This window comes from Mucilaginibacter angelicae, assembly GCF_042434235.1.
Classification (GTDB): domain Bacteria; phylum Bacteroidota; class Bacteroidia; order Sphingobacteriales; family Sphingobacteriaceae; genus Mucilaginibacter; species Mucilaginibacter angelicae.
This window is the reverse complement of sequence record NZ_JBHLTS010000022.1, coordinates 775,276-798,395: the sequence shown is the minus strand read 5'-3', so window position 1 is coordinate 798,395 and position 23,120 is coordinate 775,276. Positions and strand designations below refer to the sequence as shown.

The following is a 23,120-nucleotide window of genomic DNA, read 5'->3' as shown; positions in this document are numbered from 1 at the left end:
GCGCTATTGGGTTGCAGTTACTTTTTGCCTGATAAACCCGTAGCGCATAACACGTCGTTTTTTTGTTGCCGAATAGTTGGGCTCCACATCCCCCGTTTCCAACACCAGCGAATAGTTACCTAAGTTAACTATTTTAGTATTTTCAAAAGGTTTTGAAGTACCACCCGATGCTTTGGTGCTATCCTTGCAAACCATATCCGAAACTAAAAATAATTTATTTGCCGTAAGCGACCACCTGCCTATTGTTGAATCGGGATTGCATTGAAAATTGACATAGCTGCATGAATTATCCGCATTAAAAGTAAAAAGTTGGATATCGGTGCAGGTTGTATTTAAAGTATCTAAGGAAGTTTGAGCATCGCCAACGTAATTGGTAACAATTATGGAGGCCAATTGCCATTTCCCGGCTAATAAGCCGGGTATGTGACTTAAGTTATCTTTCTTGCATGAGTTAACAATCAGCGCAATGCTTATTAAAAACAGGCAAAACAACAGCGGAGTTCTTTTCATTGATTGTGGGCAAAATTATAAAATATGGTTGATTACCTTGCATCAGTATACTGTAATAAACGTTATAAATTAAATTTATTTCAAAACCTATGCGTGTTCCGTACCAAAACCTTAAAGCCGAATTTGAAAGAGTGTTATTAAGTATCGGTTTGCAGGTTGAAAAAGCACGGCAATGCGCCGCTATTTTTGCCGCCAACAGCAGGGATGGTGTTTATAGTCATGGCCTCAACCGTTTTCCTTCTTTTGTTCAAACCGTAAAGGAAGGCTTGTTTAAACCGGATGCTGAACCTGTAATGGAAAACAGCCTTGGGGCAATTGAACAGTGGAACGGTAATTTTGGTCTGGGTATGATTAATGCAGGCACTTGCATGGGGCGGGCTATTGAACTGGCTGATAAGTACGGCATAGGCTGTGTTGCTATTAAAAACACCAATCACTGGATGCGCGGCGGTACTTACGGCCTGCAGGCTGCCGATGCCGGTTTTATAGGCATCTGCTTTACCAATACTATTGCTAACCTGCCGCCATGGGGTGGGCTCGATCCGCGGCTTGGTAATAATCCACTGGTTATTGCGGTACCGCGTAAGGAGGGACATATCCTGCTGGATATGGCTATCTCACAATATTCGGTAGGTAAGCTGATGGAGAGTAAAGCGCAGAATAAACCTTTGCCCCTGCCAGGAGGTTATGATAGCGAAGGAAACTTAAGCACCGATGCCAATGCCATTTTGCAGTCAAAACGGATGCTGCCAATTGGCTTTTGGAAAGGATCGGGCTTGTCGCTGATGCTTGATCTGCTGGCTACTTTATTGAGCGGCGGAAAATCAACCATGCAGATCAGCGAACATGAAAAGGAGTGGGGCGTATCGCAGGTATTCATCTGCCTGAAAGCCGGAGGGGAACAGAATGAGCAGATCATTAACGGCATCCTCGAATACACCAAAAGCAGCAATCCTGTTGATGGCAGTCGGGTTTCATACCCCGGTGAAAATATGCTCAGAACACGGGAGAAGAATTTACAGGAAGGGGTGCCTGTTGATGAAAAAATATGGGAGAAGGTTTTGGAAATGTGATAGCTCTGGAAGTAATATTTGAAATATTTTTTATCTTTGATAGAGGCTAAAAACAATGAAGCATAATATTTCTACTAATAACGGCTCACTTAAAATTCATCCTACACATTCACCCGAAGAGGTGTTAGCTGCAGGTGGAACAACAGCTTTTAGCTTAAAATCCAATAAAAGCACAAAAAAATTAATTAAAGCTCTTCAAAACTCACCTTTAGTTGAACCATTCAGCGACAAAGAGTGGAGTGATTTGTCAAAACAAATGGATAAGGACAAGTAATGAATTTATTACTTGATACTAACATTGTTTTAAATGTTATAAGAGCTAAGGACTTTGCTGGCATTATAAAATTTATCAATCCAAACAATGCTCAGTTATATCTTTCAATTGTTTCGGAAGCCGAACTTAAATCAATAGCCATTAGGAATAATTGGGGTGTCAATAGGCGTGCTTTACTTGATAGTTTTTTAGATGAAGTAAGTATTATAGGGGTGAATCAGCTGTATGTGAACATCTATGCAGAGATTGACGCTTTTTCACAAAGAGCAAATCCGGCTTTTCCTGGTTATGATTTTGACACTCCGCGTAATATGGGTAAGAATGATTTGTGGATAGCGTCGCTTGCTGCTCTTCTAAGCTTAGAGCTTGTGACAACAGATGCAGATTTTAATCATCTCCATAATGTGTTTTTTGATGTGAGGTGTATTAGTCCTGTTGATTTTTTAGCATTCTTTTAAGGAAAGGAAGCAGTAATAAAATTACTCATCACCCCACCATCATCCCCTCAAATTTTTCCCAAAAGCCATCGCGTGGTACAGGTGCTATAATAGCAACCGGCTCGTTTTTTACCGGGTGCATAAAAGTTAACTTGCGCGCATGTAAGCAGATGCTTTTGCGTAAGCTGCCGCGGGGATAACCATATTTATTATCGCCAACAATAGGGCAGCCAAGGGTTGAAAGCTGTACCCTGATCTGGTGCGGCCGACCGGTTATCGGGTCAACCTCAATTAAATAATACCCGTTTAGCTCGCCAACCAATTTGTAGCTCAACTCTGATCGTAAACTGCCCTGTACTTCGCGGTCATGGGCTTTGGTTACATTTTTTTGCGAATTTTTTACCAGCCAGTGCACCAGGGTGCCTTCTTCGGGAAATGGTTTTTTGCGCACTACTGCATAATAGGTTTTATGCATTTCGCGGGCTTTAAACATTTTGTTGATCCGGTCGAGCGCTTTGCTGGTTTTAGCAAAGAGGATCACGCCGCTCACCGGCCTGTCCAGGCGGTGTACCACGCCTAAAAACGCACCGTTTGGCTTGCTGTATTTTTGTGCGATGTATTTTTTTACCTTTTCATCAAGCGGTTCATCGCCTGTTTCATCAACCTGTACAATATCGCCCGCGCGCTTATTTATGCCAATAAGGTGATTGTCCTCATAAAGAACATCCTTATCGGTAATATCGGTACTATTATAATTAAATTCAGGACGGGCCATTTTTTATTTCGAATTTCGGATGCTCGATTTCGGATTTAATTTTTGATTTGCAAATCATGCATCTTTATTTTTGGATTATAGATGTGCCAATTCCAATTTATTTATCATCTGAAATCTGCACATCTATAACATCTATAATCTGCACATTAATACTGTTCCTTCTCGTTAGGGAAGCTATTGCTTTTTACGTCGCTGTTGTAATTTTTGATTGCGTCGTGCATAATATCATACATGTTGGAGTACTGGCGTAAAAAGCGTGGCTTAAAGCCTTTGTTTATCCCCAGCATATCGTGGATCACCAAAACCTGTCCGTCGCAATGCTGACCAGCGCCGATACCTATTGTGGGGATTTGCAGGCTGCCGGACACTTCCTGGGCCAGTTTAGCGGGGATCTTTTCCAGTACAATGCCAAAGCAGCCCAGCTCCTGCAGCTTAAGGGCATCTTCACGCAGTTTTTGTGCTTCGGCTTCATGTTTGGCGCGCACGGTGTATGTTCCAAACTTATATATTGATTGCGGTGTAAGGCCAAGGTGCCCCATTACCGGGATCCCGGCCGTTAAAATGCGACTAACCGATTCGGCTATTTCAACGCCTCCTTCAATTTTGACGGCATGTGCCCCGGCTTCCTTCATAATGCGGATGGCCGAGTTCAGCGCTTCCTTTGAGTTGCCCTGGTATGATCCAAAAGGCAGATCGACAACTACCAATGCTCTCTTAGCTGCACGTACTACAGATGATGCATGATAGATCATCTGGTCGAGCGTGATAGGCAGCGTAGTTTCGTGACCGGCCATCACATTGGAGGCCGAATCGCCAACAAGGATGATGTCCGTTCCGGCTTCGTCTACTATAGTAGCCATTGAATAGTCATATGCGGTAAGCATAGAGATCTTTTCGCCACGAACCTTCATCTCCTGGATGGTATTGGTGGTGATACGCTTTATTTCTTTATTTACAGACATTGATAAATGTTTTATCGGCGATGCAAAGGTAGGATTATTTTGATTTCGGATTTCGAATGTTCGATTTCGGATTTTTCTATTTTTGATTTGCTTAAGGATTACACTTTGAATAATTCCGAAATTCCACATCCGAATATCCGAAATCAAAAAATAATCCGAAATCCCATATTCGAAATCCGAAATTATTTTCTACTTTTGCGCCGTGAATCCGGAAGTTCCTTACTTCATTATTTCTATCAGTTTTCACGGGGCTTTGAACCAGGCGATCCGATCATTTAACCCTTTCAATTTTTTTAAGCGATGAACTATTTAACCAAATTACCGGCTATATTGCTGCTTGCCGACGGCACCGTTTTTTACGGCAAAGCTGCGGGCAAAATGGGTACTACCACCGGCGAGATTTGTTTTAATACCGGGATGACCGGCTACCAGGAAATTTTTACCGACCCTTCATATTTTGGGCAAATTATGGTAACCACCAATGCGCATATTGGTAACTATGGTATTGCCAATGAGGAAGTGGAATCGGGCAGGATCCAGATTGCAGGCCTGGTTTGTAAAAATTATAACATCGCCTACAGCCGTAAACAGGCTAATGAATCGATACAGGATTATTTCCAGGAGCAAAACATAGTAGGGATCTCTGATATTGATACCCGCCAGCTTGTTCGTCACATTCGTGATAAGGGAGCTATGAATGCCATCATTTCATCAGAAATATTGGACCTGGATGAATTGAAAGCGAAGCTTGACCTGGTGCCTTCAATGGATGGCCTTGAGCTTTCATCGCAGGTATCAACTACCGAAACTTATACCTTTGGTGATGAGGCAGCACCTTACCGTGTAGCAGTGCTTGACCTTGGTGTAAAGAAAAACATCCTTCGCAATTTTGATTCGCGCGAGGTTTACGCCAAAGTGTTCCCGGCAAAAACAACCTATGCCGAAATGGAAAAGGATTTTGCCCCAACAGGCTATTTTATCTCAAACGGCCCCGGTGATCCATCAGCCATGCCTTATGCGGTTGAAACTGTAAAGGAAATTTTAGCTGCCGATAAACCGATGTTCGGCATTTGTTTAGGCCACCAGCTGCTGGCTTTAGCTAACGATATCCCAACCCAAAAAATGTTTAACGGACACCGCGGCTTAAACCACCCGGTAAAAAATATTATCATTAACCATTGCGAAGTTACTTCACAAAACCACGGTTTTGGCGTAGTGCCGGACGCTGTTCGTGCTTCGGACAAAGTGGAAATTACCCACGTTAACCTGAACGACCAGTCGATTGAAGGGATCCGTGTAAAAGGTAAAAAAGCCTTCTCGGTACAATATCACCCGGAATCGTCACCTGGCCCGCATGATTCAAGGTATTTGTTTGATGACTTTATCAAACTGATGAAATAATATTGATTACAGATGTGCAGATTTTAAATGTGCAGATGTTCGAAAGCCTTTCAATTTAGTTTGGAAGGCTTTTTTATTTCTCGTCATTCCTTCCTAACTTAGTTGTATACCTGCCTGAATTATGAAGAAATCAATTAACCTGCTTTTAACAGCAGAAGAGAAAGCTATTCTCCGGGCTCAAAAAACTAAAATAGCAGATCTGACCGGTTTCGCTCCTGATGAAATTGCAATGATCTTAAATGCAGATACCAAACGGGCAAAAGAGATCAATGCGCTTATTGAATTTCAAAGTATTCCGTCGTTAGGGATTAATTTTGCAACTGAGTTGATACAGCAGGGTTATTATTCGCTGAAACAACTGGAGGGTAAAGACCCGGTAGAACTGTTTAATGCATTTGAAAGACATGTTGGTGCATGGGCCGATCCCTGCGTGGAGGATTCATACCGCTTATTGGCCCACTATATCAAACACGGCGACACCGGTAAAAGCTGGTGGCATTTTACCGCCGAACGTAAGGCATATCGGGGGCAACACGGTTTCCCGGAAAACAGGCCAACCAAAGCATGGTATGAATTGCCTCAATACAAAAAGTGATTTTTAGGGTGTGTCCTCTTCATGTTCTAATTAATTTTGTAGACTATTTTATATAGCTTTTGTAAAGGATATTCACCTTTTAACCCATAATCCCGAATTACAAAAGTCTTTTTATCAGTGTAAATTTTTGTTGTTGATGTAGGCTGATCCGATATATCAACTGAATACTCGCTTTTTAAATTTTTAAAATCGGAATCATTTAATAATGATTTAATTGAATTTATTTCACTTTTACTTAGTGAGTAAGTTGAATCCTGATACTTTGGATTATAATAGAATTTTTTGCAACTACCCAAGTTGCGTTTTAAATCTATAAGTACGGTTATGTCAGGGGAATTATCAGATTCTACCCCCAGTGGACTCAGATGCATCTCGATTTTCGATATTGAATTTACGTTATTCATGCTGCACCGCTGGATGCTAAAGCAAAAAAATATTAGCAGGAGTAATTTATATTTCATTAAATCGAGGACTTAAAAGAGTCACTTAAATATATGGATAATTAGCAGATGATGACTAACAGCTTGATTAAGCTTTCCGTCTGTGATTCGTGATATCAACCATAAATAAGGTACTCCACCATTGTTGGTGTTGTCATCAACAATTCCTAATGCTCTTTTAACCTCGTAAATTCATATTTATTACGTTGATCCTTATTGCTTATGTAATGTTGTAAATGTATGGAGTAGAGTTGTTGGTGACAACATCAACAACGGCAAAGGAGGAGGAACGACGAAGCAATCGCATACTATACAGAACGGCTGTGCTTCCGTGCGATTGCTTCGTGTCTCGCAATGACATGACTTTATTCCACAAAAAAACGCGAACAATTTACTCATTCGCGTTTTTGGTATAAAAACTCAGGCGGATATATCCTGGATTAGTTTAAGTATGATTGCAACAGGTTTGATTTTGAATTGTGACGTAAACGCATCAAAGCCTTGTCTTTCAACTGGCGAACGCGCTCGCGGGTTAAATCAAATTTCTCACCTATTTCCTCTAACGAGTGAGGCGCATGGCCACCAAGGCCAAAAAATAACATCAGTACTTCACGGTCGCGTTCGGCCAAAATGCCTAACGAACGTTTAATTTCCTGTGATAGTGAATCAGCCATTACTTCGGTATCGGTTGCAGCATCAGAGCTGGCCAATACATCAAGTAAGGTGTTTTCTTCACCCTGGATAAAAGGTGCGTCCATTGAAATCTGGCGACCTGCATTATTCATCGAATCGGCAATTTTATCAACCGAAATTTCCAGGTTGTCTGCAAGTTCTTCGGGTGTTGGCTGTCTTTCAAATTCCTGCTCCAGTTTTGAAGCTGCTTTGTGAATTTTGCTCAATGAGCCAATCTGGTTCAAAGGTAAACGCACAATACGCGATTGCTCGGCAATGGCCGACAGAATTGACTGACGGATCCACCATACGGCATATGAAATAAATTTAAAGCCTTTGGTTTCGTCAAAGCGTTTGGCCGCTTTAATTAAACCAAGGTTTCCTTCGTTTATTAAGTCGCCCAGGGTAAGGCCCTGGTTTTGGTACTGCTTAGCAACCGATACCACAAAGCGAAGGTTTGTTTTTGTCAAACGCTCTAACGCTACCTGGTCGCCCTCACGGATCTTTTGCGCCAGTATCACTTCCTCCTCAGCAGTGATCAAATCTACCTTGCCGATATCGTGCAGGTATTTTTCGAGCGATGCTGATTCACGGTTGGTGATTGATTGGGATATTTTAAGTTGTCTCATTTTTTAATACGGATTATTAAGCTAAAAACAGTTCAATAAGATACATTTGCCGGGTTAAACAACCGGGGTAAAAACAGATTACATTAAACTTTGCTTCCTTCTTTTTTTGTGAACCCGGGATAGTATTTGTTAAAACGAGGGTTTGCTACTGATATTATTGCTGTAAGGAGCGAGCGGTTTAAAAGTTTTTAAATAATGTGTTAACCAATAAATGTTTAATCAACATATTACCCTATAATGAACGGCACAAAGGTAAGTATTTATTTGCTATTATAGTGTCATTTAAACACCATGAACAACGGTTAATTGAATATTTTTTTAAGGTAAATTAATCTTGTTTAGGTTCGGGTGTTTGCTGGCTGTCATCTGTCTTCTGGTCATCATCGTCTGTTTTTGTTTTTTTATGGTTCTTATTCCATTTGATCTTTATTTTTCCATCGTCGCCATCGGTCGCAAGTATGTGTAATACAATGCCTTTCATGCGTTTTTTGTTACGCTCGCCGTCGTCGGCTATTTTGTTGTCGTTTTTCGGGTTGCGTAATGGCACATCAAGGGCAATGTTAGTGCCTCGCGATAAGGAATAAACCCCCTCCACATCCATGTTCAGCACACTGGAGTTAATTTGCATCGGGGCTATTTTGATCTGATCGCCGTTGATATCAAACTGTGCCTTCAAATCGCCGAAGGTTATGTTATCCAGATTGCGAAACGGGAAGGCAAATTTACCCACACTTTTTATCGGCGAAAAATTAACCAGCGCACCCTCTTTTAAATTAACTATTGCGGTACCCCTTATTGATTTGGGTACCAGGTTCCCTGCATTATTGATGCCCCCCTTAATATCAGCCTTTGCCGAAAGAAAGCCCCGCAGGTTATCGCTGGTGAAATCCTTAAGCCCGAAGTTATTAAACGATGCGAAAAACGTATTAGTATTCACATTATCAATGGTTGTGCTGATGGCAAAGTTATTGGTAGGCCCCTGCAATATCAGCCCGGCCATTTTTAGTGAGCCGCCTGCGCTTTTAAGGTTTACGTTGCGTACTTTCATAGAGTTATCGGCCAGCAAAATATCGGCTGTGACATCGGTAGCTAAAAACTTTTTATAGTATAGCTTTGCTACGCGGATATGCAGTTCAGCCTGCCCCTTATCAAAAGCTGTATTGAGCTGACTGGTAACCCTGGCTTTTGCAGCCCTGCTGTTTTTATAAGTACTTGCGCTACTTTCTCCGCCTCCCCCGCGGCTGTTCAGGAAGCCCAAAAACTCGCCCAGGCGAATCTCCGGACTGGTAATCTGCCAAACTATCAGGATCTTTTCGGGGTCGTTATAATACGAATTTAAAAAATTACTCACTTTTCCCTGCATGTTAACTATACTGCTGCCGTTTTGCAGGCGGATATTGTTGATGTAAAGATCTTTTTCGGTAAACTTCAGTGCGATGGAATTGTTTTTAAATACTAAACCACGCGGTATGTAATTAACATCGGCATTTTTGATATCCACATTACCGGTTATCATCGGTTTGGTGAATTTAAAGTTTACTATATCAGCTTTATAAGCCAGTTTGAGATCAGCAATCCCTTTAGTAAATCTTAAACTCTCATCGCCAATGACTGAATTAAGTTTAGTAACCGGAAAACGCGAGCGGAAGATCCCCGTAGCAACGGGTGTATTCAGGTCATTGATAAATGCAGTATCAATAGTAAAAGGAATATCCTTATAGCTGCCGTTAAAATGGTAGAGCTTTATTACCGAATTTTCATCATTTAAACCCTTGCCGTTAATGTAATTATTACTGAATACTCCTTTGAAACTGCAATTTTCAATAGTGCCCCCCTGGGCTTTCAATACATTGTTCTTTACCTTAGCCGTAACGTAAATTAACGGATCGCCGCTGCCGCCAAAACTTCCATTCAGGTCGCAGGTAACGTCGATAGGTTTCTGCAGGTCGAACATTTTGAGGCTTTTAGTGATGTTGGCCGCCAGCAGGTTGGCGGCACTGCTCCACAAAATATCATTAACCTTTAAGTTGATGGTAAACGGGGTTTCGGGCTTTTTAAGGTCAAATTTAGCGGCAACGTTAAAAGCGTCATCGCCTATATTTAAATTATTAGGTGCCACATTGATAACCTGCGAATTATCATCATAGCTGATATCAAAATGTCCCTTTAAAAGCCTGTTTTTCATGAAGCTTCCCTTTCTGGTGTTAAAGGAAAAGCTGTTTGCCATCGTATTCAGATCAATATCTGCATTCCATCCCTTGCCGGGATAATCCATGCGCCCCCGGATCTCATTAACAGCAAATTTGAACAGTTTGTAAGCATGGCGGTCGTCAACTACAAAGTTTACCTTGTTTAACGAAAACCTTTTTATCTGTGTTGATGAGCTGGTTTGTTTTTCTTTCGGGCCTTTTTCAACCTTGGGTTTTGTTTTAAATATCGATGTATTGCTGTAGCCGGTGCTATCGGTAAAAAGGTCGATATCAGCATTGTCGATATCAATCTTATTGATCACCACCTCGCCTTTTAAAAGGGCCGAGGCATTTACTGAAACTACAAGATCTTTGGCGGTGAGTAATGTGTGATGATGTTGGGCCCAGCGGTCATCTTTCAATACTACATCTTTCAGCTCAACAGATACACCCGGGAAACCTTTAAATAATGTTGGATCGATAGTGCCGATAGTTAAGGTGCCGTTCAGGTTTTTATTAAGCTCGGTGGTGATCATAGCAAGCACCTTCTGTTTATTATTATTAACATAAACGGTAAGGGCAATAAACAGAATTATAATTAAACCCACGAGCGCAGCGGCGATCTTTAAGGTTATCTTTAACCATCTTGGCATTTCAACTAATTTATAGTTAAAGCGTTATGGTTATATAATTGTTTGTATTGTAACATATAATTAACACACGGTATAAGAATAGGTAAATAAATCTGCAATAAGATACAATATTTTTAATGTATAATCGGCTACATCAGTATCATGGAAACAACTAATAAAATAAAGGCAATTATAACAGGCGCTACCGGCATGGTAGGCGAGGGCGTGCTGCATCAGTGTTTATTGAGCGATAAGGTTGAGGCAGTATTGGTTATTAACCGCAAACCCTGCGGCGTAACGCACCCTAAACTAAAGGAAATTATTCATGCTGATTTTTTTAACCTGACATCCATTCAGGATCAGCTGGATGGTTATGATGCCTGCTTTTTTTGTTTAGGGGTTTCGTCGGTGGGGATGAGCGAAGAAGCTTACTATAAAGTAACTTACCTGCTTACCATGCACGTGGCCGAGATCCTGAGCCGCATCAACCCCGATATGACCTTTTGTTATGTATCGGGCGGCGGTACCGACAGTACAGAAAAAGGCCGCAGCATGTGGGCCAGGGTAAAAGGTAAAACCGAGAATGATTTGATGAAGCTGCCCTTTAAACAGGTGTTTAACTTCAGGCCGGGTTTTATGAAAAGTTTTAAGGGTGCAAAAAATACGCTGTCGTTTTATAAATATATCAGCTGGATGTACCCCATCGGCCGTCTTATTTACCCTAAAGGTTTTATTACGCTGGAGGAAGTTGGCAAAGCCATGATCAATACGGTGAACCGCGGTACCGGCCGCTGGATCCTGGACGGAAAGGATATTGTTGCGATGGCGAAGGAATAGGGTGGGTTATGATATACGGATAGTGTCACGATGTAAATCCGATATATCGTTACTGGTAATTGGTGATTTTAATTTATCTGTTTGATTGTTAGTTTGTTGTGTTTTTGGAATGGTGTTTGGATAATTGCTGTTATACTTAACATCATCATCTTTTATGAAAACTAAACTCCGAAAACCAATGAAAACCAAATCACTTAAAGCCTGCCTGAATAGATATTTAGTTGCAGCAGCTATTTTATCAGCCAGCTTATTTGCCTTTACTCCCAATGCAGATGCCCAGGGTACACCTGTCAAAAACATTGTATTAGTGCATGGCGCCTTTGCCGATGGTTCGGGCTTTCAAGCCCTGTACAACATCCTTACTAAAAAGGGTTACAATGTTACTGTGGTTCAAAATCCGTTAACCTCGCTTAAGGACGATGTTGATGCGGCAAACCGGATCCTTGATAAACAGGATGGCCCTACGGTTTTGGTTGGCCACTCTTATGGCGGTACGGTAATTACCGAAGCCGGGAATAATTCAAAAGTAGTAGCATTGGTTTACATTGCCGCTTTTGCACCAGACAAAGGGGAGAATACCATAAAGTGGGTGCAGTCGGCACCTCCGGCACCTGAAAACGGAATTTTGCCGCCGGACGATAAAGGCTATGTTTACTATGATAAAGCTAAATTTCATGGTGGTTTTGCCGGTGATTTGAGCAAGGCCGAAGCCGACTTTATGTTTGCATCGCAGGGCCCAACCTCTGTTCAGTGTTTTATAACCCCGGTTGCCGAAGCCGCATGGAAAACTAAACCAAGTTATGGCATAGTTGCCACCGAAGATAAAAGCATTGTGCCTGATGTTGAGCGTACCATGTACAAACGTGCCGGTGCTAAAATAACCGAAATTAAAGGCAGCCACGTGATCTTCATTTCGCAGCCCGAGGCTGTTGCCAAAGTTATTATCGAGGCGGCAAACAGCGTTAAGTAAAATAGTTTTTGTTACAGTTTTAAGCGGAACCGGCGATTGGCCGTTCCGCTTTTTTTATTGGATAATTGTTAGTTTTACTGCATAGCTGTTTGGAAGATGAAATCATCTCTGAAAAAAATATGTCATTGCGAGCGTAGCGCGGCAATCTCGTAGCCAATGCATATCCGCCCTGTATAGCTACGGGATTGCCGCGTCGCCCCAGGTGCTTTTGCCCATGCCGCTCCTCGCAATGACATAGCTTTTTTAACCAACATTTTCAACCGATCTTCATCTTCCGAACACCTATAGTTTTACCCCTGACAATCATCAAATGGAAGCTATCACCGTACCCGAAGCCGTTAAAGACAAACCGCAAATTAAAGCCGGCGACATCTCTTTTGTATACTACCGGGAGCGCGGCGACCTGTTCAAAAAACAGGTGATTTTTAATCAGTGCGCCATTAGCTTTGTGCTTAACGGGCAAAAGGAACTGTACCGCCATGCCGATTGTACCATCATCAGGCCCGGCCAGGGTTTACTTATTCCCGAAGGTAATACCCTCATTGCCGAGCATGTGGTAAAGGGGACTTCAAGAGATGAGTTATACAGCAGTTTTATTATCTTTTTTCCGCAGAGGCTGATAACCGATTTTTTTACAAAACATGCCATTAGCAAAAAAAATACATTTGCAGACGCACCGCCTTATGTGCTCTTTTCAAACACAGCATATCTTAACGAATATCTACGAGGAGTTAGGGCCTTAGTTGATGGCGGTCAGCAGCTTTCATATCCTGTAGCGCTGCATAAACTGGAAGAATTATTACTCATTATTTATGAGCTATACCCTGCGCAATTAATCGCTTTGTTTGGCGACGGGCATGAGGCTGCCGGTTTATCGCTGCAAAAACTGGTCGAAAATAACCTGTTCAATAATCTAACGCTTGACGAACTGGCTTTCCTGGCTAATCGCAGCTTGTCGTCATTCAAGCGTGATTTTGAAAAGGCTTACGGCCTATCCCCTCAAAAATATATCCGCGAGAGGAAGCTGGAATCGGCCTGTGCCGAATTGAAAAAGGGCAAGAAAGCAAGTGAGTTGTATAATACTTACGGTTATGAAAACCTGTCGAATTTTAATACCGCTTTTAAGAAAAAGTTCGGCGTAACTCCGGCGGCTTACGGTCAGCATGTTGCAGTTTGAGCCGCCTGCACTACTAATTGAACCGTTTGCAATAACAGTATAAATACCCACAAAGCCACCTTTGTAAGGTAATTAAATACTGTTTATGATGAAAATGATTTTCTCTTTATTGATCAGCCTTTTGATAGCTAAGGCTGCATGTTCGCAAACGTTTACCTTAAAAAGCGCTGACCTTGGCGGGCAGTTCAGCAATGAATTTGTTGCCGGTAATTTTGGCTGCAGCGGCGGTAATAAATCGCCGCAATTGAGCTGGATTAACGCACCCGAAGGAACCCAAAGTTTTGCGGTTACCATGTATGATGCTGATGCGCCAACGGGTAGTGGTTTTTGGCACTGGGTTATTGTAGATATCCCGGCAAATGTTCATGAATTAAAACAAGGTGCCGGCGACGTAAAAAGCGGCATAGCCCCGCAAGGCAGCCTGCAAAGCATTAACGATGTTGGTATTCCCGGTTACCAGGGCCCATGTCCCGGTGCTGGCGAAGGCGATCATCGTTATTTGATTACCGTTTACGCTTTAAAAACAGCTAAACTGGGTACAACACAGGCTTCAACAGCAGCTTTAACGGGTTTTATGCTGGGTAAACAATTATTGGCCAAAGCCTCATTGATGGTTTATTTTAAAAGATGACCGAACAGATGGTACGCAAGTAATTAAGTTTTAAATTCCCCTCTTGAGAGGCTACTGTGTGTACACATCTTTTTTAAATAAAAGAAAATGTCATTTCGAACCCTTGGAGGTGGAAAATAGAGGGGGGCAAGGGTGAGAAATCTTATACGATATATATTATTTACTATGTTTGAAACAGGACGTATAAGATTTTTCGCTATCGCTCAAGAGATAGTTTCTCCTCACCTTCAACTCACAATTCCCCAACAGGTTCGTCGAAATGACAATTTGTTTTATTGATTGTTAATATCCCCAAAATATGTACACACAGTAGCTTGAGAGGGGGCGCGATGGAATGTGTGGTTGCAGGGGTGTGTTTCTTCTACATGCTTATCAAAGTATAAACACACCCCTCCACCCCTCTCAAGAGGGGAATCGCACAGTCCCGCACTTTTTTATTCCTTCGGCTTATAACCGGTGCTTAAACTATTTGATTAAAATATTCAGTTTAAGCACCCTGTTTTTCTCTGCCGAAAAACTTGCCCCGTTGTCATTACTTATCAATGAAACATCAGTTGGATCGGTTAAAATATCACTGTAAGCAAAACCATAGCATCCCTTTGTCGCAGCCGATTTGATGACAACGGCATATCGCTTACCAGCAGTTACAGGGATGTTTGGATTGACGATGGCGTTCCTGGCCGACCATGAAATAGAATCAACAGGCAAAGTAACAGAAGCCAAAGCGCTACCCGTTGGCTGCCCGGTATTGCCAAGCTCAAATACCTCAACAGAAAGCCCGGCATCAGGATAGCCGGTTTGAAAAGTAGTAAAGCTAATCTTTGTCAAAGTACCGCTTTTGCTTGCCGTGAATGTTTGCGAGCGCTGAATATTTTTACCGATATCACAGCCGGTTGTAAAATCTTCGATTGGTTTACTGGGGCTTTGTTTTTTGGTAAAATTGGCTGTTTGCTCACATTTCATCGGGTTGATGGAACCATCGGCTGCAAAGGTTAGCGGTGCCCAGTAAAAATTGGCAAGCGCTTCATTTTTTGCAGCGTTATTCCACAAGTCACTGCCAAAAAGGAAAATAGTTTCTGAGTTTAGTTTAATGGTTGATACAAACGATGGCTGCCCGCCGCAGGAGTTATCACTGATCTTTATTCCTGCCGACCATGGCCCTAAAGGCGACGATGCGGTACGATAAGATGTACCTGTACCCGAACAGTAACCGCAATTAGGGTCGGAGTAAATGAGGTAATATTTGCCTTTGCGCTTGAAAAGGGCAGGTGCTTCGGTATTGCCCGTGGTAATGGATTTTACATGCTGCCCGGTGCCGGTTAAATAGTCGGCACTTAGTTTTTCAATCACGATGCTGCCTTTGGTGCGCCAGTCGGTATAGGCTAAATAGGCTGTGCCGTCATCGTCAACAAAAGTATCGTGATCTCCATTGTTTAAGCCTGCAACTGGCATTTCGCTGTTTACGGCCAGGGTTGGTTCTTTAACTTCGGCGAAAGGGCCAACCGGGGTTTTGCTTGTAAATACCCGGTAGCCTACCCGGTTGTCATAAACGTTGATCCACAGTACATAGCGTTTTGTTTTTTTATTGTAGATAACATGCGGGCGAAAGCAGCCATAAGTTTTACCGTCACATCGGCTTTGCCAAACAGGTGTTTTAGCATCAAACATAAAGCCCCTGTCGGTCCAGTGTTGCAAGTCGGTTGACGAGTAGGTTTTAAAGCCGCAAAACGGGGCTGTTTTATTTCCCCATTCAAAACCGCAATCGTAACTGGTGCCGTACAGGTAGTACACACCGTTAAACAGTGCTATTTCGCCGTCATGAGCGTCAACCGCATTGCCCAGGTTATCAAATTTGGTTATCTGCCTGCCGTTGTTGCCAAAATTTTTAATGCTTTGTGCCGATGCAAACCGGGCAGTGAAAATAATAGCCAACAGGCTAAGCAGGATAAGTTTTTTCATTGGTGTTGTTTATTGCAGAACCTGCCGGCGCCAAATCTTCGGCACAAAACAGGTAATATCATCTAACCAAATCTATCAATGAATATGAAAGCAACGATTACACTTTTTGATATTCGGTTTATCATTTATGATAGCAGGTTTGAATGATCGCCATGCGCCCGTTTCCGGTAATCGGTAGGGGCGATGCCGGTTTTTTCTTTGAATAGCTTGGAAAAATAGAAATATGATTCAAATCTCAGGTCGTAAGCAATTTCTTTAATTGGAATAGAAGGGTCATTCAACAGTTCTTTTGCCCGTTCAATTTTCAGCTGGATAAAATATTGGCCCGGCGATAGTCCCGTATGGTTTTTAAAAGCCTTCCTGAACCACGAATAGCCCACACCCAGCTGAGATGCCGCTTGTTCGGGCGAAAAATCGGCTGTTATGTTTGAACGAAACAGCAACCTCGCTTCATTGATCAATACTTCCCGGCCATCACTTACCGAGTTTTGTTTACTTACCGCATGAAAACTCCCTAACAGGTGCAGTACCGCTCCTGATATCATGGGCTGATAACCGGTATCCTCCTGTCTTGTTTTTTCAATAATATTGTTGAACAAACTAAAAATGCCTTCATTAAAACCGATGCTAAGGCAAGGCGTTTCGGGCTTGAAAAAACTTTTATTGATCAGGTTATCCATTACCTCGCCTTTAAAGCCAATCCAGTATTCGTCCCAGCCGGTTTTATCGTCGGGTTTGTAACGGTGCCTTTCTCCCGGAAAAAGAATAATAACGCTGCCCGCCTTTACCTCAAGCCGTTTACAACTGTCCGATTCAAAAAAACCTTTGCCCCTGGTGATATAAATTACCTGGTATTCGTTCAATACCCGGCCGGTATTCCAGTTAAAATTATGATGCGCCGGGTGTGCCTTGCCGGGATAAGAGCAGGAAGCCTCAATATGAGTACAGCCGGTATTTAACACGCAAAGGCCCCAGCTTTCATCTTCCTTACTTACGGGCAGGTATTTGTAATAGTTGATCATATGGCATTTTTTACCGGCATCAATAAATACATCTTAAATATCAAAAAGTGTATTGATGCCCAGGGTTTATATGGCAATATTTGGCTCATCCCCAATTATGATGAGTTGTTTAAAAACGATATTTATTGCAGAGATACATAATTGTATATCCCATTTACAAATTCGCACTGTATATTGTATAACACAATCTTTGGCACTAATTAAACAACATCTAAGTTAATATATCTTTTATAGTTTTTTAACTATTAATCAATAACCGATTATCCACCCATCGCCAATAAAATAAACTACATACAATGAATACCTTCGGCAATCAAATAACCTCAACCCTCAAAATAGGACTTTTCGGCATAGGGCTCAATACCTATTGGGATCAGTTTGAAGGCCTTGAACAACGACTTTCGGGTTATGTAGATGAGGTGGCGGGTAAACTGGCGGGTTTTGGCGCCGGTGTGGTTAACCTGGGTTTGATTGACACGCCGCAAAAAGCATTGGAGGCAGGTAGCCGTTTCCGGCGTGAGGATGTCGACCTGATATTTCTGTATGTTACCACCTACGCGCTATCATCAACTGTATTACCTGTTGTAAAAAGGGCTAAAGTTCCGGTTGTGATCCTGAATCTTACACCAGGCGCAGCAATTGATTACGCCTCATTTAATCAAATGAAAAATCGTACAGCCATGACCGGCGAATGGCTGGCCTATTGTTCCGCCTGTCCTGTGCCCGAAATTGCCAATGTTTTTAAACGGGCTACGATCCCGTTTTACCAAATAACAGGCATGCTGCATAATGACCCGCATGTTTGGCAGCAGGTTGAAGAGTGGATTGCAGCAGCTAAAGTAGCCCACATCATGTATCACAATACACTGGGGGTTATGGGCAATTACTATGGCGGTATGCTGGATATTTACTCGGATCTTACCTTGCAATGCGCCACATTTGGCGGGCATATTGAGATTATGGAAGTGGATGAGTTATCGGGTTTACGTGGCACCGTTCAGGCGGTTGAAGTACAGGATAAGATTAAAGAGTTTCATGAACGTTTTGATGTACAACCCGATTGTCCGGATGCAGAATTGGAACGTGCTGCAATAACCGCCGTAGCCCTGGATCAACTGGTGGCAAAATATAACCTGGGCTCCATGGCTTATTACCATAAAGGAACAGGCAATGCGGTTAACGAGGACACCATGAGTTCGGTGATTTTAGGTAACTCACTGCTCACTGCCGCGGGCATTCCGGTGGCTGGCGAGTACGAGATCAAGAATGCCCAGGCCATGAAAATAATGGATAGTTTCGGTGCCGGAGGTTCCTTTACCGAATACTATGCCATGGATTTTAATGACGATGTGGTACTGATGGGGCATGATGGCCCGTGTCACCCTGCCATTGCCGAAGGTAAGATTAAAGTAAAGCCACTGCAGGTTTATCATGGAAAGGTTGGCAACGGGCTTTCGGTTGAAATGTCGGTAAGCCATGGCCCTGTAACCATGCTTTCCGTTGTGGAAACCGCAGGTGGCAAGATCATTTTCCTGGTAGCCGAAGCCGAATCGGTACCGGGGCCAATTCTTGAAATAGGTAATACCAACAGCCGCTATAAATTTACAATTGGGGCAAGGGCTTTTGTTGAAACCTGGAACTCGCACGGGCCTGCACACCATTGCGCCGTGGGGAAGGGGCATATCGCATCAAAAGTGAAAAAATTAGGTGATTTGTTAGGGGTGGAGATAGTGAAGGTTTGTTGACACTGATTTCTTAATCCCGTCATTGCTTCGTGCCTCGCAATGACGCGGAGGTTTGAGGGGGATAAAATCCCATTTCCTGCAAAATGATCTCTATATTACTTTTGTAAATTAAACGTTTTATCACCTCAAAACGCCTAATCTGCTACAGAATGATATCTTTATATTGTTAAAACAACACTAATTATTGCTTCCGGGTTTAATCTCTCCTTCAACCTTTTTCAGGGTTACTTTTGCTATGTAATGACTTTTTTACGGGGGTAATGATCTTGTTAAACTAATAATGCATTTTATCTGAATAAAATTTTAAATAAAATTTTTCTTTGTCAATAATTAAGTGTTATTTCGACAATAATTATAAATCTTTATATGAGCAATAACCAATTAGTGATCGGGGTTGATTACGGGTCTGACTCCGTGCGCTCCGTGATAGTAAACGCGGCCAACGGAAAAGAAATAGCTTCATCTGTATTTAATTATCCCCGCTGGCGCGATGGCAAGTATTGCGTACCTGCCGAAAACCAGTTTCGCCAGCATCCGCAGGATTATATCGACGGGCTTAAGGCCACCATTAAAGATTGTATAGCACAGGCCGGCGGCGAGGCCATCGCAAAAAATATAAAAGGTATTTCTGTAGATACTACCGGTTCAACCCCCGTTGCGGTTGATGCTACCGGAACACCGCTTGCCCTAACTCCTGGTTTTGAAAGTAATCCCAATGCCATGTTTGTATTGTGGAAAGATCATACCTCGGTTAAAGAAGCGGCGCAGATCAACGAGCACGCTACAAAATTTGATACCAATTACCTGAAATATGTTGGCGGTATTTACTCGTCGGAGTGGTTTTGGGCAAAGCTGCTGCATGTATTAAGGGTTGATAAAAGCGTACGTGATGCTGCTGCCTCATGGGTGGAGCATTGCGACTGGATCCCCTTCCTGTTAACCGGAGGTACCGATGTTAAGGCTATTAAACGGGGCCGCTGCTCTGCCGGGCATAAAGCCCTTTGGGCAGAAGAATTTGACGGCCTGCCTCCTGAAGAATTTTTTGTTTCCCTCGACCCTGTGCTGGCTGGTTTCAGGGATAAATTATATGAAGATACATACACTGCCGATGAAGCAGCCGGAAACCTCAGCGCAGAGTGGGCGGAGATATTGGGACTCTCAACCGATGTAGTTGTAGGTACCGGCGCTTTTGACGCGCACATGGGCGCTGTTGGTGGCCAGATTGAGCCTTATCACCTGAGTAAGGTTATGGGCACTTCAACCTGTGATATTTTAGTAGCCCCATCATCAGAAATGGAAGGCAAGCTGGTTCGTGGGATCTGCGGACAGGTTAACGGTTCAGTTATTCCCGGCATGGCAGGTTTAGAAGCTGGTCAGTCGGCTTTTGGTGATACTTATGCCTGGTTTAAAAATATCCTGGCCTGGCCATTAAATAACCTGCTTTCACAATCGCAGGTAATTGATGCGGCTACTGCCGAAGCTTTGAAGGAAGAAATTTCTGAAATGATCATCCCTGAGCTGAGCAGGCAGGCTGCTTTGTTACCAATTGAAGAAAGCAATGAGCTGGCTATAGACTGGTTTAACGGTCGTCGTACGCCTGATGCCAACCAGGAGCTGAAAGGTGCTATCACCGGTTTAGGTTTGGGCAGCGATGCGCCAAGGGTATTCCGTGCATTGGCCGAGGCTACCTGTTTTGGCGCTAAAAGCATTGTCGATCGCTTCATCAGTGAAGGGATCCCTGTTAAAGGGATCATCGGTATTGGTGGTGTGGCTAAAAAGTCACCATTCGTAATGCAAATGATGGCCGATATTTTGGGAATGCCTATCCGCATCCACCAGTTTAAACATACTTGTGCTTTAGGTGCAGCCATGTTTGCTGCTGTGGTTGCAGGCATCTATCCAACTGTTGAAGAAGCTATGGCCGCTATGGGCCGCGGTTTTGATGTGGTTTATGAACCAAACATTGCGCTGAAAGAAGTATATCAGCAGCGCTATAACCAATACAGTATACTGGGCAAGTTCGTAGCTGCCGAAGTTGCTTTGAAAAATAATCCTGAACTGCAAAACGCATAAAAAAGTAATGAGTAAGTATGATCATATAAGGCGTAGTGCCTATAATGCCAACATGCAGCTGCCCAAACTGGGCCTGGTGTTGTTCACCTTTGGTAATGTAAGTGCTGCGGACAGGGAATTAGGCGTGTTCGCCATTAAACCAAGCGGCGTACCTTATGAAGACCTGTCACCTGAAAAAATGGTGATCGTTGATTTTGAAGGCAATACAATCGAGGGCGATCTTCGTCCTTCAAGCGATACCAAAACACACGCCGTGCTTTACAAACACTGGGAAGGTATCAACGGTATTGTGCATACGCACTCCACCTACGGAACAGCCTGGGCGCAGTCGCAACGGGATATTCCTATTTTCGGCACCACTCATGCCGATCATTTAACGGTTGATATACCGTGTGCCCCTCCCATGAATGATGAAATGATCAAAGGCAACTACGAGTACCAAACCGGTTTCCAGATCATGGAATGCTTTGAAGAAAAAGGCCTGGATTATAAAGAGGTTGAAATGGTATTGGTTGGTAATCATGCACCATTTACCTGGGGTAAAACTGCCGAGAAAGCAGTTTATAACAGTGCAGTGCTGGAGGCTGTTGCCCAAATGGCCTACCTCACCGAGCAAATTGATAAAAGCGCCCCCCGCTTAAAAGATGCGCTGATCAAAAAGCATTACGAGCGCAAACACGGACCTGATTCATATTACGGACAATAAACCTGATGAAAAAAATAAACCTGTTTTTCCTGCTGCTTTGTTTTTTTGCCTGCACCCGTTTATCCGCACAGGTAGCAGCTACACCGCCTATGGGCTGGAACAGTTATAACTGTTTTGGTTCGGCAGTACATGAAGATGAAGTAAAGGCCAATGCCGATTACATGGCAGAACATCTCAAACAACACGGCTGGGAGTATGTAGTGGTCGATTTTTTATGGTCGTACGATAACCCTCCGGGCAGTAACATCGGCAATCCATTTCAATTACGGTTGCAAGATGGTTCATACGTGCCATGGCTTACTATGGATAAATGGGGAAGGTTAACTCCCCAGCCTACCAAATTCCCATCGGCTTTTGGTGGTAACGGTTTTAAACCGCTGGGCGATTATATCCACAGCAAAGGTTTAAAATTCGGTATCCACGTGATGCGCGGTATCCCGAGACAGGCCGTTTGGTCAAAATCGCCGGTAAAAGGCACCAATGGCATCACTGCCGATATGGTGGCCGATACCAACTCAAAATGCCCATGGATGAACCACATGTATGGTTTGGACATGAAAAAGCCTGGTGCCCAGGAATACCTGAACTCGCTGCTGGAGCTTTATGCCTCATGGGGAGTTGATTTTATTAAGGTAGATGACCTTTCGCGCCCTTATAGCAATGCTGAGGTTGAAGGTTACCAGAAAGCCATCCAACAATGCGGCAGACCGGTTGTGCTAAGTCTTTCGCCCGGCGAAACCCCGGTTGCGCAAGCTGCTCACGCCACCAAATATGCCAATATGTGGCGAATGGCCGATGATTTTTGGGATAACTGGAAAGAGATCCTGCATATGTTTGATTATGCCAAAAGCTGGGAAGGCGTAAGCGGCCCCGGTCATTGGCCCGATTGTGACATGATCCAGATCGGTAAGCTGAGCAAACGTGGTCCGGTAGGTCAGGAGCGTTACAGCCGCTTTACCGAGGATGAAGAGTATACCCACATGACCTTTTGGAGCATCTTCCGTTCTCCCCTGATGATAGGCGGCAATCTACCCGAAAACCGCGACTTTGAACTGAATCTTTTTACCAATGATGAGGTAATTGCGGTAAACCAAAAAGGATCAAGCCCCAAACAATTGTATAAAAAGGACGGCGCCATGATCTGGTACTCACAGATCCCCGGCAGCAAGGACATTTACGCAGCCTTTTTCAACATCGGCGACGATGACAAATCGGTATCTCTGAATTTTAAAGACCTGGGCCTGAAAGGAAAAGTAACTGTGCGCGACCTGTGGAAAAAACAGGATGTTGGCCAGTATAGCTCAGGCTATCAGCAAAAAATAAATAAACACGGTGCAGCGCTTTTAAGACTGTCGCCAAAAAACTAAACCAATTCACTAATCACTAATTAGCAAAATCAATAATTAATTAT

The 23,120-nt window shown here is 43.1% G+C and carries 22 protein-coding genes; 14 read left to right on the top strand and 8 right to left on the bottom strand.

Translation table 11 applies throughout. From position 1 onward, the window contains the following. Nucleotides 1-3: 3 nt before the first annotated feature. The gene (locus ACFFGT_RS15425; RefSeq protein WP_377023428.1) at nt 4-510 is read right to left on the bottom strand and encodes a lipocalin family protein; all 507 of its coding nucleotides are present in this window, start codon (nt 508-510) and stop codon (nt 4-6) included. Nucleotides 511-599: 89 nt separating this feature from the next. Here ACFFGT_RS15425 and yiaK point away from each other — a divergent pair, with 89 nt between their 5' ends. Genes yiaK through ACFFGT_RS15410 form a run of 3 tightly spaced genes read left to right on the top strand, consistent with a single transcriptional unit; the run spans nt 600 to nt 2,315 of the window. Further along, nucleotides 600-1,583: a 3-dehydro-L-gulonate 2-dehydrogenase gene (gene yiaK / locus ACFFGT_RS15420; RefSeq protein WP_377023427.1), complete on the top strand. Its 984-nt coding sequence runs from the start codon at nt 600-602 to the stop codon at nt 1,581-1,583. 55 nt (nt 1,584-1,638) lie between these two features. Then, nucleotides 1,639-1,857 carry a hypothetical protein gene (locus tag ACFFGT_RS15415; RefSeq protein ID WP_377023426.1) on the top strand — a complete coding sequence of 73 codons (219 nt, stop codon included), beginning with the start codon at nt 1,639-1,641 and terminating at the stop codon, nt 1,855-1,857. Then, the gene (locus ACFFGT_RS15410) at nt 1,857-2,315 is read left to right on the top strand and encodes a type II toxin-antitoxin system VapC family toxin (protein WP_377023425.1); all 459 of its coding nucleotides are present in this window, start codon (nt 1,857-1,859) and stop codon (nt 2,313-2,315) included. The genes ACFFGT_RS15415 and ACFFGT_RS15410 overlap by 1 nt, the downstream gene beginning before the upstream one ends. Nucleotides 2,316-2,343: 28 nt before the next feature. Here ACFFGT_RS15410 and ACFFGT_RS15405 read toward each other — a convergent pair whose 3' ends face one another. After that, on the bottom strand, nt 2,344-3,069 hold the full coding sequence (locus tag ACFFGT_RS15405) for an RluA family pseudouridine synthase (protein WP_377023424.1): 726 nt from the start codon (nt 3,067-3,069) through the stop codon (nt 2,344-2,346). A 146-nt stretch (nt 3,070-3,215) separates the two neighbouring features. Further along, complete coding sequence (panB, locus tag ACFFGT_RS15400; RefSeq protein ID WP_377023423.1) at nt 3,216-4,031, bottom strand: 3-methyl-2-oxobutanoate hydroxymethyltransferase; 816 nt, start codon at nt 4,029-4,031, stop codon at nt 3,216-3,218. 300 nt (nt 4,032-4,331) lie between these two features. Between panB and carA the strand changes: the two genes are divergently transcribed. Both carA and ACFFGT_RS15390 read left to right on the top strand, forming a co-directional pair. After that, nucleotides 4,332-5,432, top strand: coding sequence for a glutamine-hydrolyzing carbamoyl-phosphate synthase small subunit (carA, locus tag ACFFGT_RS15395; protein WP_377023422.1), 1,101 nt, complete (start codon nt 4,332-4,334; stop codon nt 5,430-5,432). Between the two features lie 121 nt (nt 5,433-5,553). Continuing rightward, the gene (locus ACFFGT_RS15390) at nt 5,554-6,027 is read left to right on the top strand and encodes a helix-hairpin-helix domain-containing protein (RefSeq protein WP_377023421.1); all 474 of its coding nucleotides are present in this window, start codon (nt 5,554-5,556) and stop codon (nt 6,025-6,027) included. Nucleotides 6,028-6,053: 26 nt separating this feature from the next. Here the strand turns inward: ACFFGT_RS15390 and ACFFGT_RS32910 are convergent, their stop codons facing one another. The 3 genes from ACFFGT_RS32910 to ACFFGT_RS15380 all read right to left on the bottom strand — a co-directional run bounded on the left by ACFFGT_RS32910 (nt 6,054) and on the right by ACFFGT_RS15380 (nt 10,610). Further along, nucleotides 6,054-6,398 carry a DUF6438 domain-containing protein gene (locus ACFFGT_RS32910; protein WP_446686299.1) on the bottom strand — a complete coding sequence of 115 codons (345 nt, stop codon included), beginning with the start codon at nt 6,396-6,398 and terminating at the stop codon, nt 6,054-6,056. A gap of 509 nt (nt 6,399-6,907) precedes the next feature. Then, nucleotides 6,908-7,768 carry a sigma-70 family RNA polymerase sigma factor gene (locus ACFFGT_RS15385; protein WP_090528912.1) on the bottom strand — a complete coding sequence of 287 codons (861 nt, stop codon included), beginning with the start codon at nt 7,766-7,768 and terminating at the stop codon, nt 6,908-6,910. A gap of 328 nt (nt 7,769-8,096) precedes the next feature. Then, complete coding sequence (locus ACFFGT_RS15380) at nt 8,097-10,610, bottom strand: AsmA-like C-terminal region-containing protein (protein ID WP_377023420.1); 2,514 nt, start codon at nt 10,608-10,610, stop codon at nt 8,097-8,099. A gap of 141 nt (nt 10,611-10,751) precedes the next feature. Between ACFFGT_RS15380 and ACFFGT_RS15375 the strand changes: the two genes are divergently transcribed. The 4 genes from ACFFGT_RS15375 to ACFFGT_RS15360 all read left to right on the top strand — a co-directional run bounded on the left by ACFFGT_RS15375 (nt 10,752) and on the right by ACFFGT_RS15360 (nt 14,204). Beyond that, complete coding sequence (locus ACFFGT_RS15375; RefSeq protein WP_377023419.1) at nt 10,752-11,426, top strand: NAD-dependent epimerase/dehydratase family protein; 675 nt, start codon at nt 10,752-10,754, stop codon at nt 11,424-11,426. Between the two features lie 178 nt (nt 11,427-11,604). Continuing rightward, a complete protein-coding gene (locus ACFFGT_RS15370; protein ID WP_377023418.1) occupies nt 11,605-12,396 on the top strand; it encodes an alpha/beta hydrolase in 792 nt (263 codons plus the stop codon). Between the two features lie 310 nt (nt 12,397-12,706). Then, nucleotides 12,707-13,573, top strand: coding sequence for a helix-turn-helix domain-containing protein (locus ACFFGT_RS15365; RefSeq protein ID WP_377023417.1), 867 nt, complete (start codon nt 12,707-12,709; stop codon nt 13,571-13,573). 85 nt (nt 13,574-13,658) lie between these two features. Further along, nucleotides 13,659-14,204 (top strand): YbhB/YbcL family Raf kinase inhibitor-like protein, encoded by a 546-nt coding sequence (locus tag ACFFGT_RS15360; protein ID WP_377023416.1) that lies wholly within the window; start codon nt 13,659-13,661, stop codon nt 14,202-14,204. Nucleotides 14,205-14,669: 465 nt separating this feature from the next. On the opposite strand, the gene ACFFGT_RS15355 is transcribed toward ACFFGT_RS15360, so the two are convergent. Both ACFFGT_RS15355 and ACFFGT_RS15350 read right to left on the bottom strand, forming a co-directional pair. Continuing rightward, nucleotides 14,670-16,163 (bottom strand): family 43 glycosylhydrolase, encoded by a 1,494-nt coding sequence (locus tag ACFFGT_RS15355; protein WP_377023415.1) that lies wholly within the window; start codon nt 16,161-16,163, stop codon nt 14,670-14,672. A gap of 125 nt (nt 16,164-16,288) precedes the next feature. After that, nucleotides 16,289-17,185, bottom strand: a complete 897-nt coding sequence (locus ACFFGT_RS15350; protein ID WP_377023414.1) for an AraC family transcriptional regulator — start codon at nt 17,183-17,185, stop codon at nt 16,289-16,291. Between ACFFGT_RS15350 and ACFFGT_RS15345 the strand changes: the two genes are divergently transcribed. The 5 genes from ACFFGT_RS15345 to ACFFGT_RS15325 all read left to right on the top strand — a co-directional run bounded on the left by ACFFGT_RS15345 (nt 17,186) and on the right by ACFFGT_RS15325 (nt 23,076). After that, nucleotides 17,186-17,326 (top strand): hypothetical protein, encoded by a 141-nt coding sequence (locus tag ACFFGT_RS15345; protein ID WP_377023413.1) that lies wholly within the window; start codon nt 17,186-17,188, stop codon nt 17,324-17,326. A gap of 155 nt (nt 17,327-17,481) precedes the next feature. After that, nucleotides 17,482-18,930, top strand: a complete 1,449-nt coding sequence (locus ACFFGT_RS15340) for an arabinose isomerase (RefSeq protein WP_377023412.1) — start codon at nt 17,482-17,484, stop codon at nt 18,928-18,930. A 366-nt stretch (nt 18,931-19,296) separates the two neighbouring features. Next, complete coding sequence (locus tag ACFFGT_RS15335; RefSeq protein WP_377023411.1) at nt 19,297-21,003, top strand: ribulokinase; 1,707 nt, start codon at nt 19,297-19,299, stop codon at nt 21,001-21,003. 7 nt (nt 21,004-21,010) lie between these two features. Continuing rightward, the gene (locus tag ACFFGT_RS15330) at nt 21,011-21,709 is read left to right on the top strand and encodes an L-ribulose-5-phosphate 4-epimerase (protein WP_377023410.1); all 699 of its coding nucleotides are present in this window, start codon (nt 21,011-21,013) and stop codon (nt 21,707-21,709) included. 5 nt (nt 21,710-21,714) lie between these two features. Continuing rightward, a complete protein-coding gene (locus tag ACFFGT_RS15325; protein WP_377023409.1) occupies nt 21,715-23,076 on the top strand; it encodes a glycoside hydrolase family 27 protein in 1,362 nt (453 codons plus the stop codon). Nucleotides 23,077-23,120 lie beyond the last annotated feature (44 nt).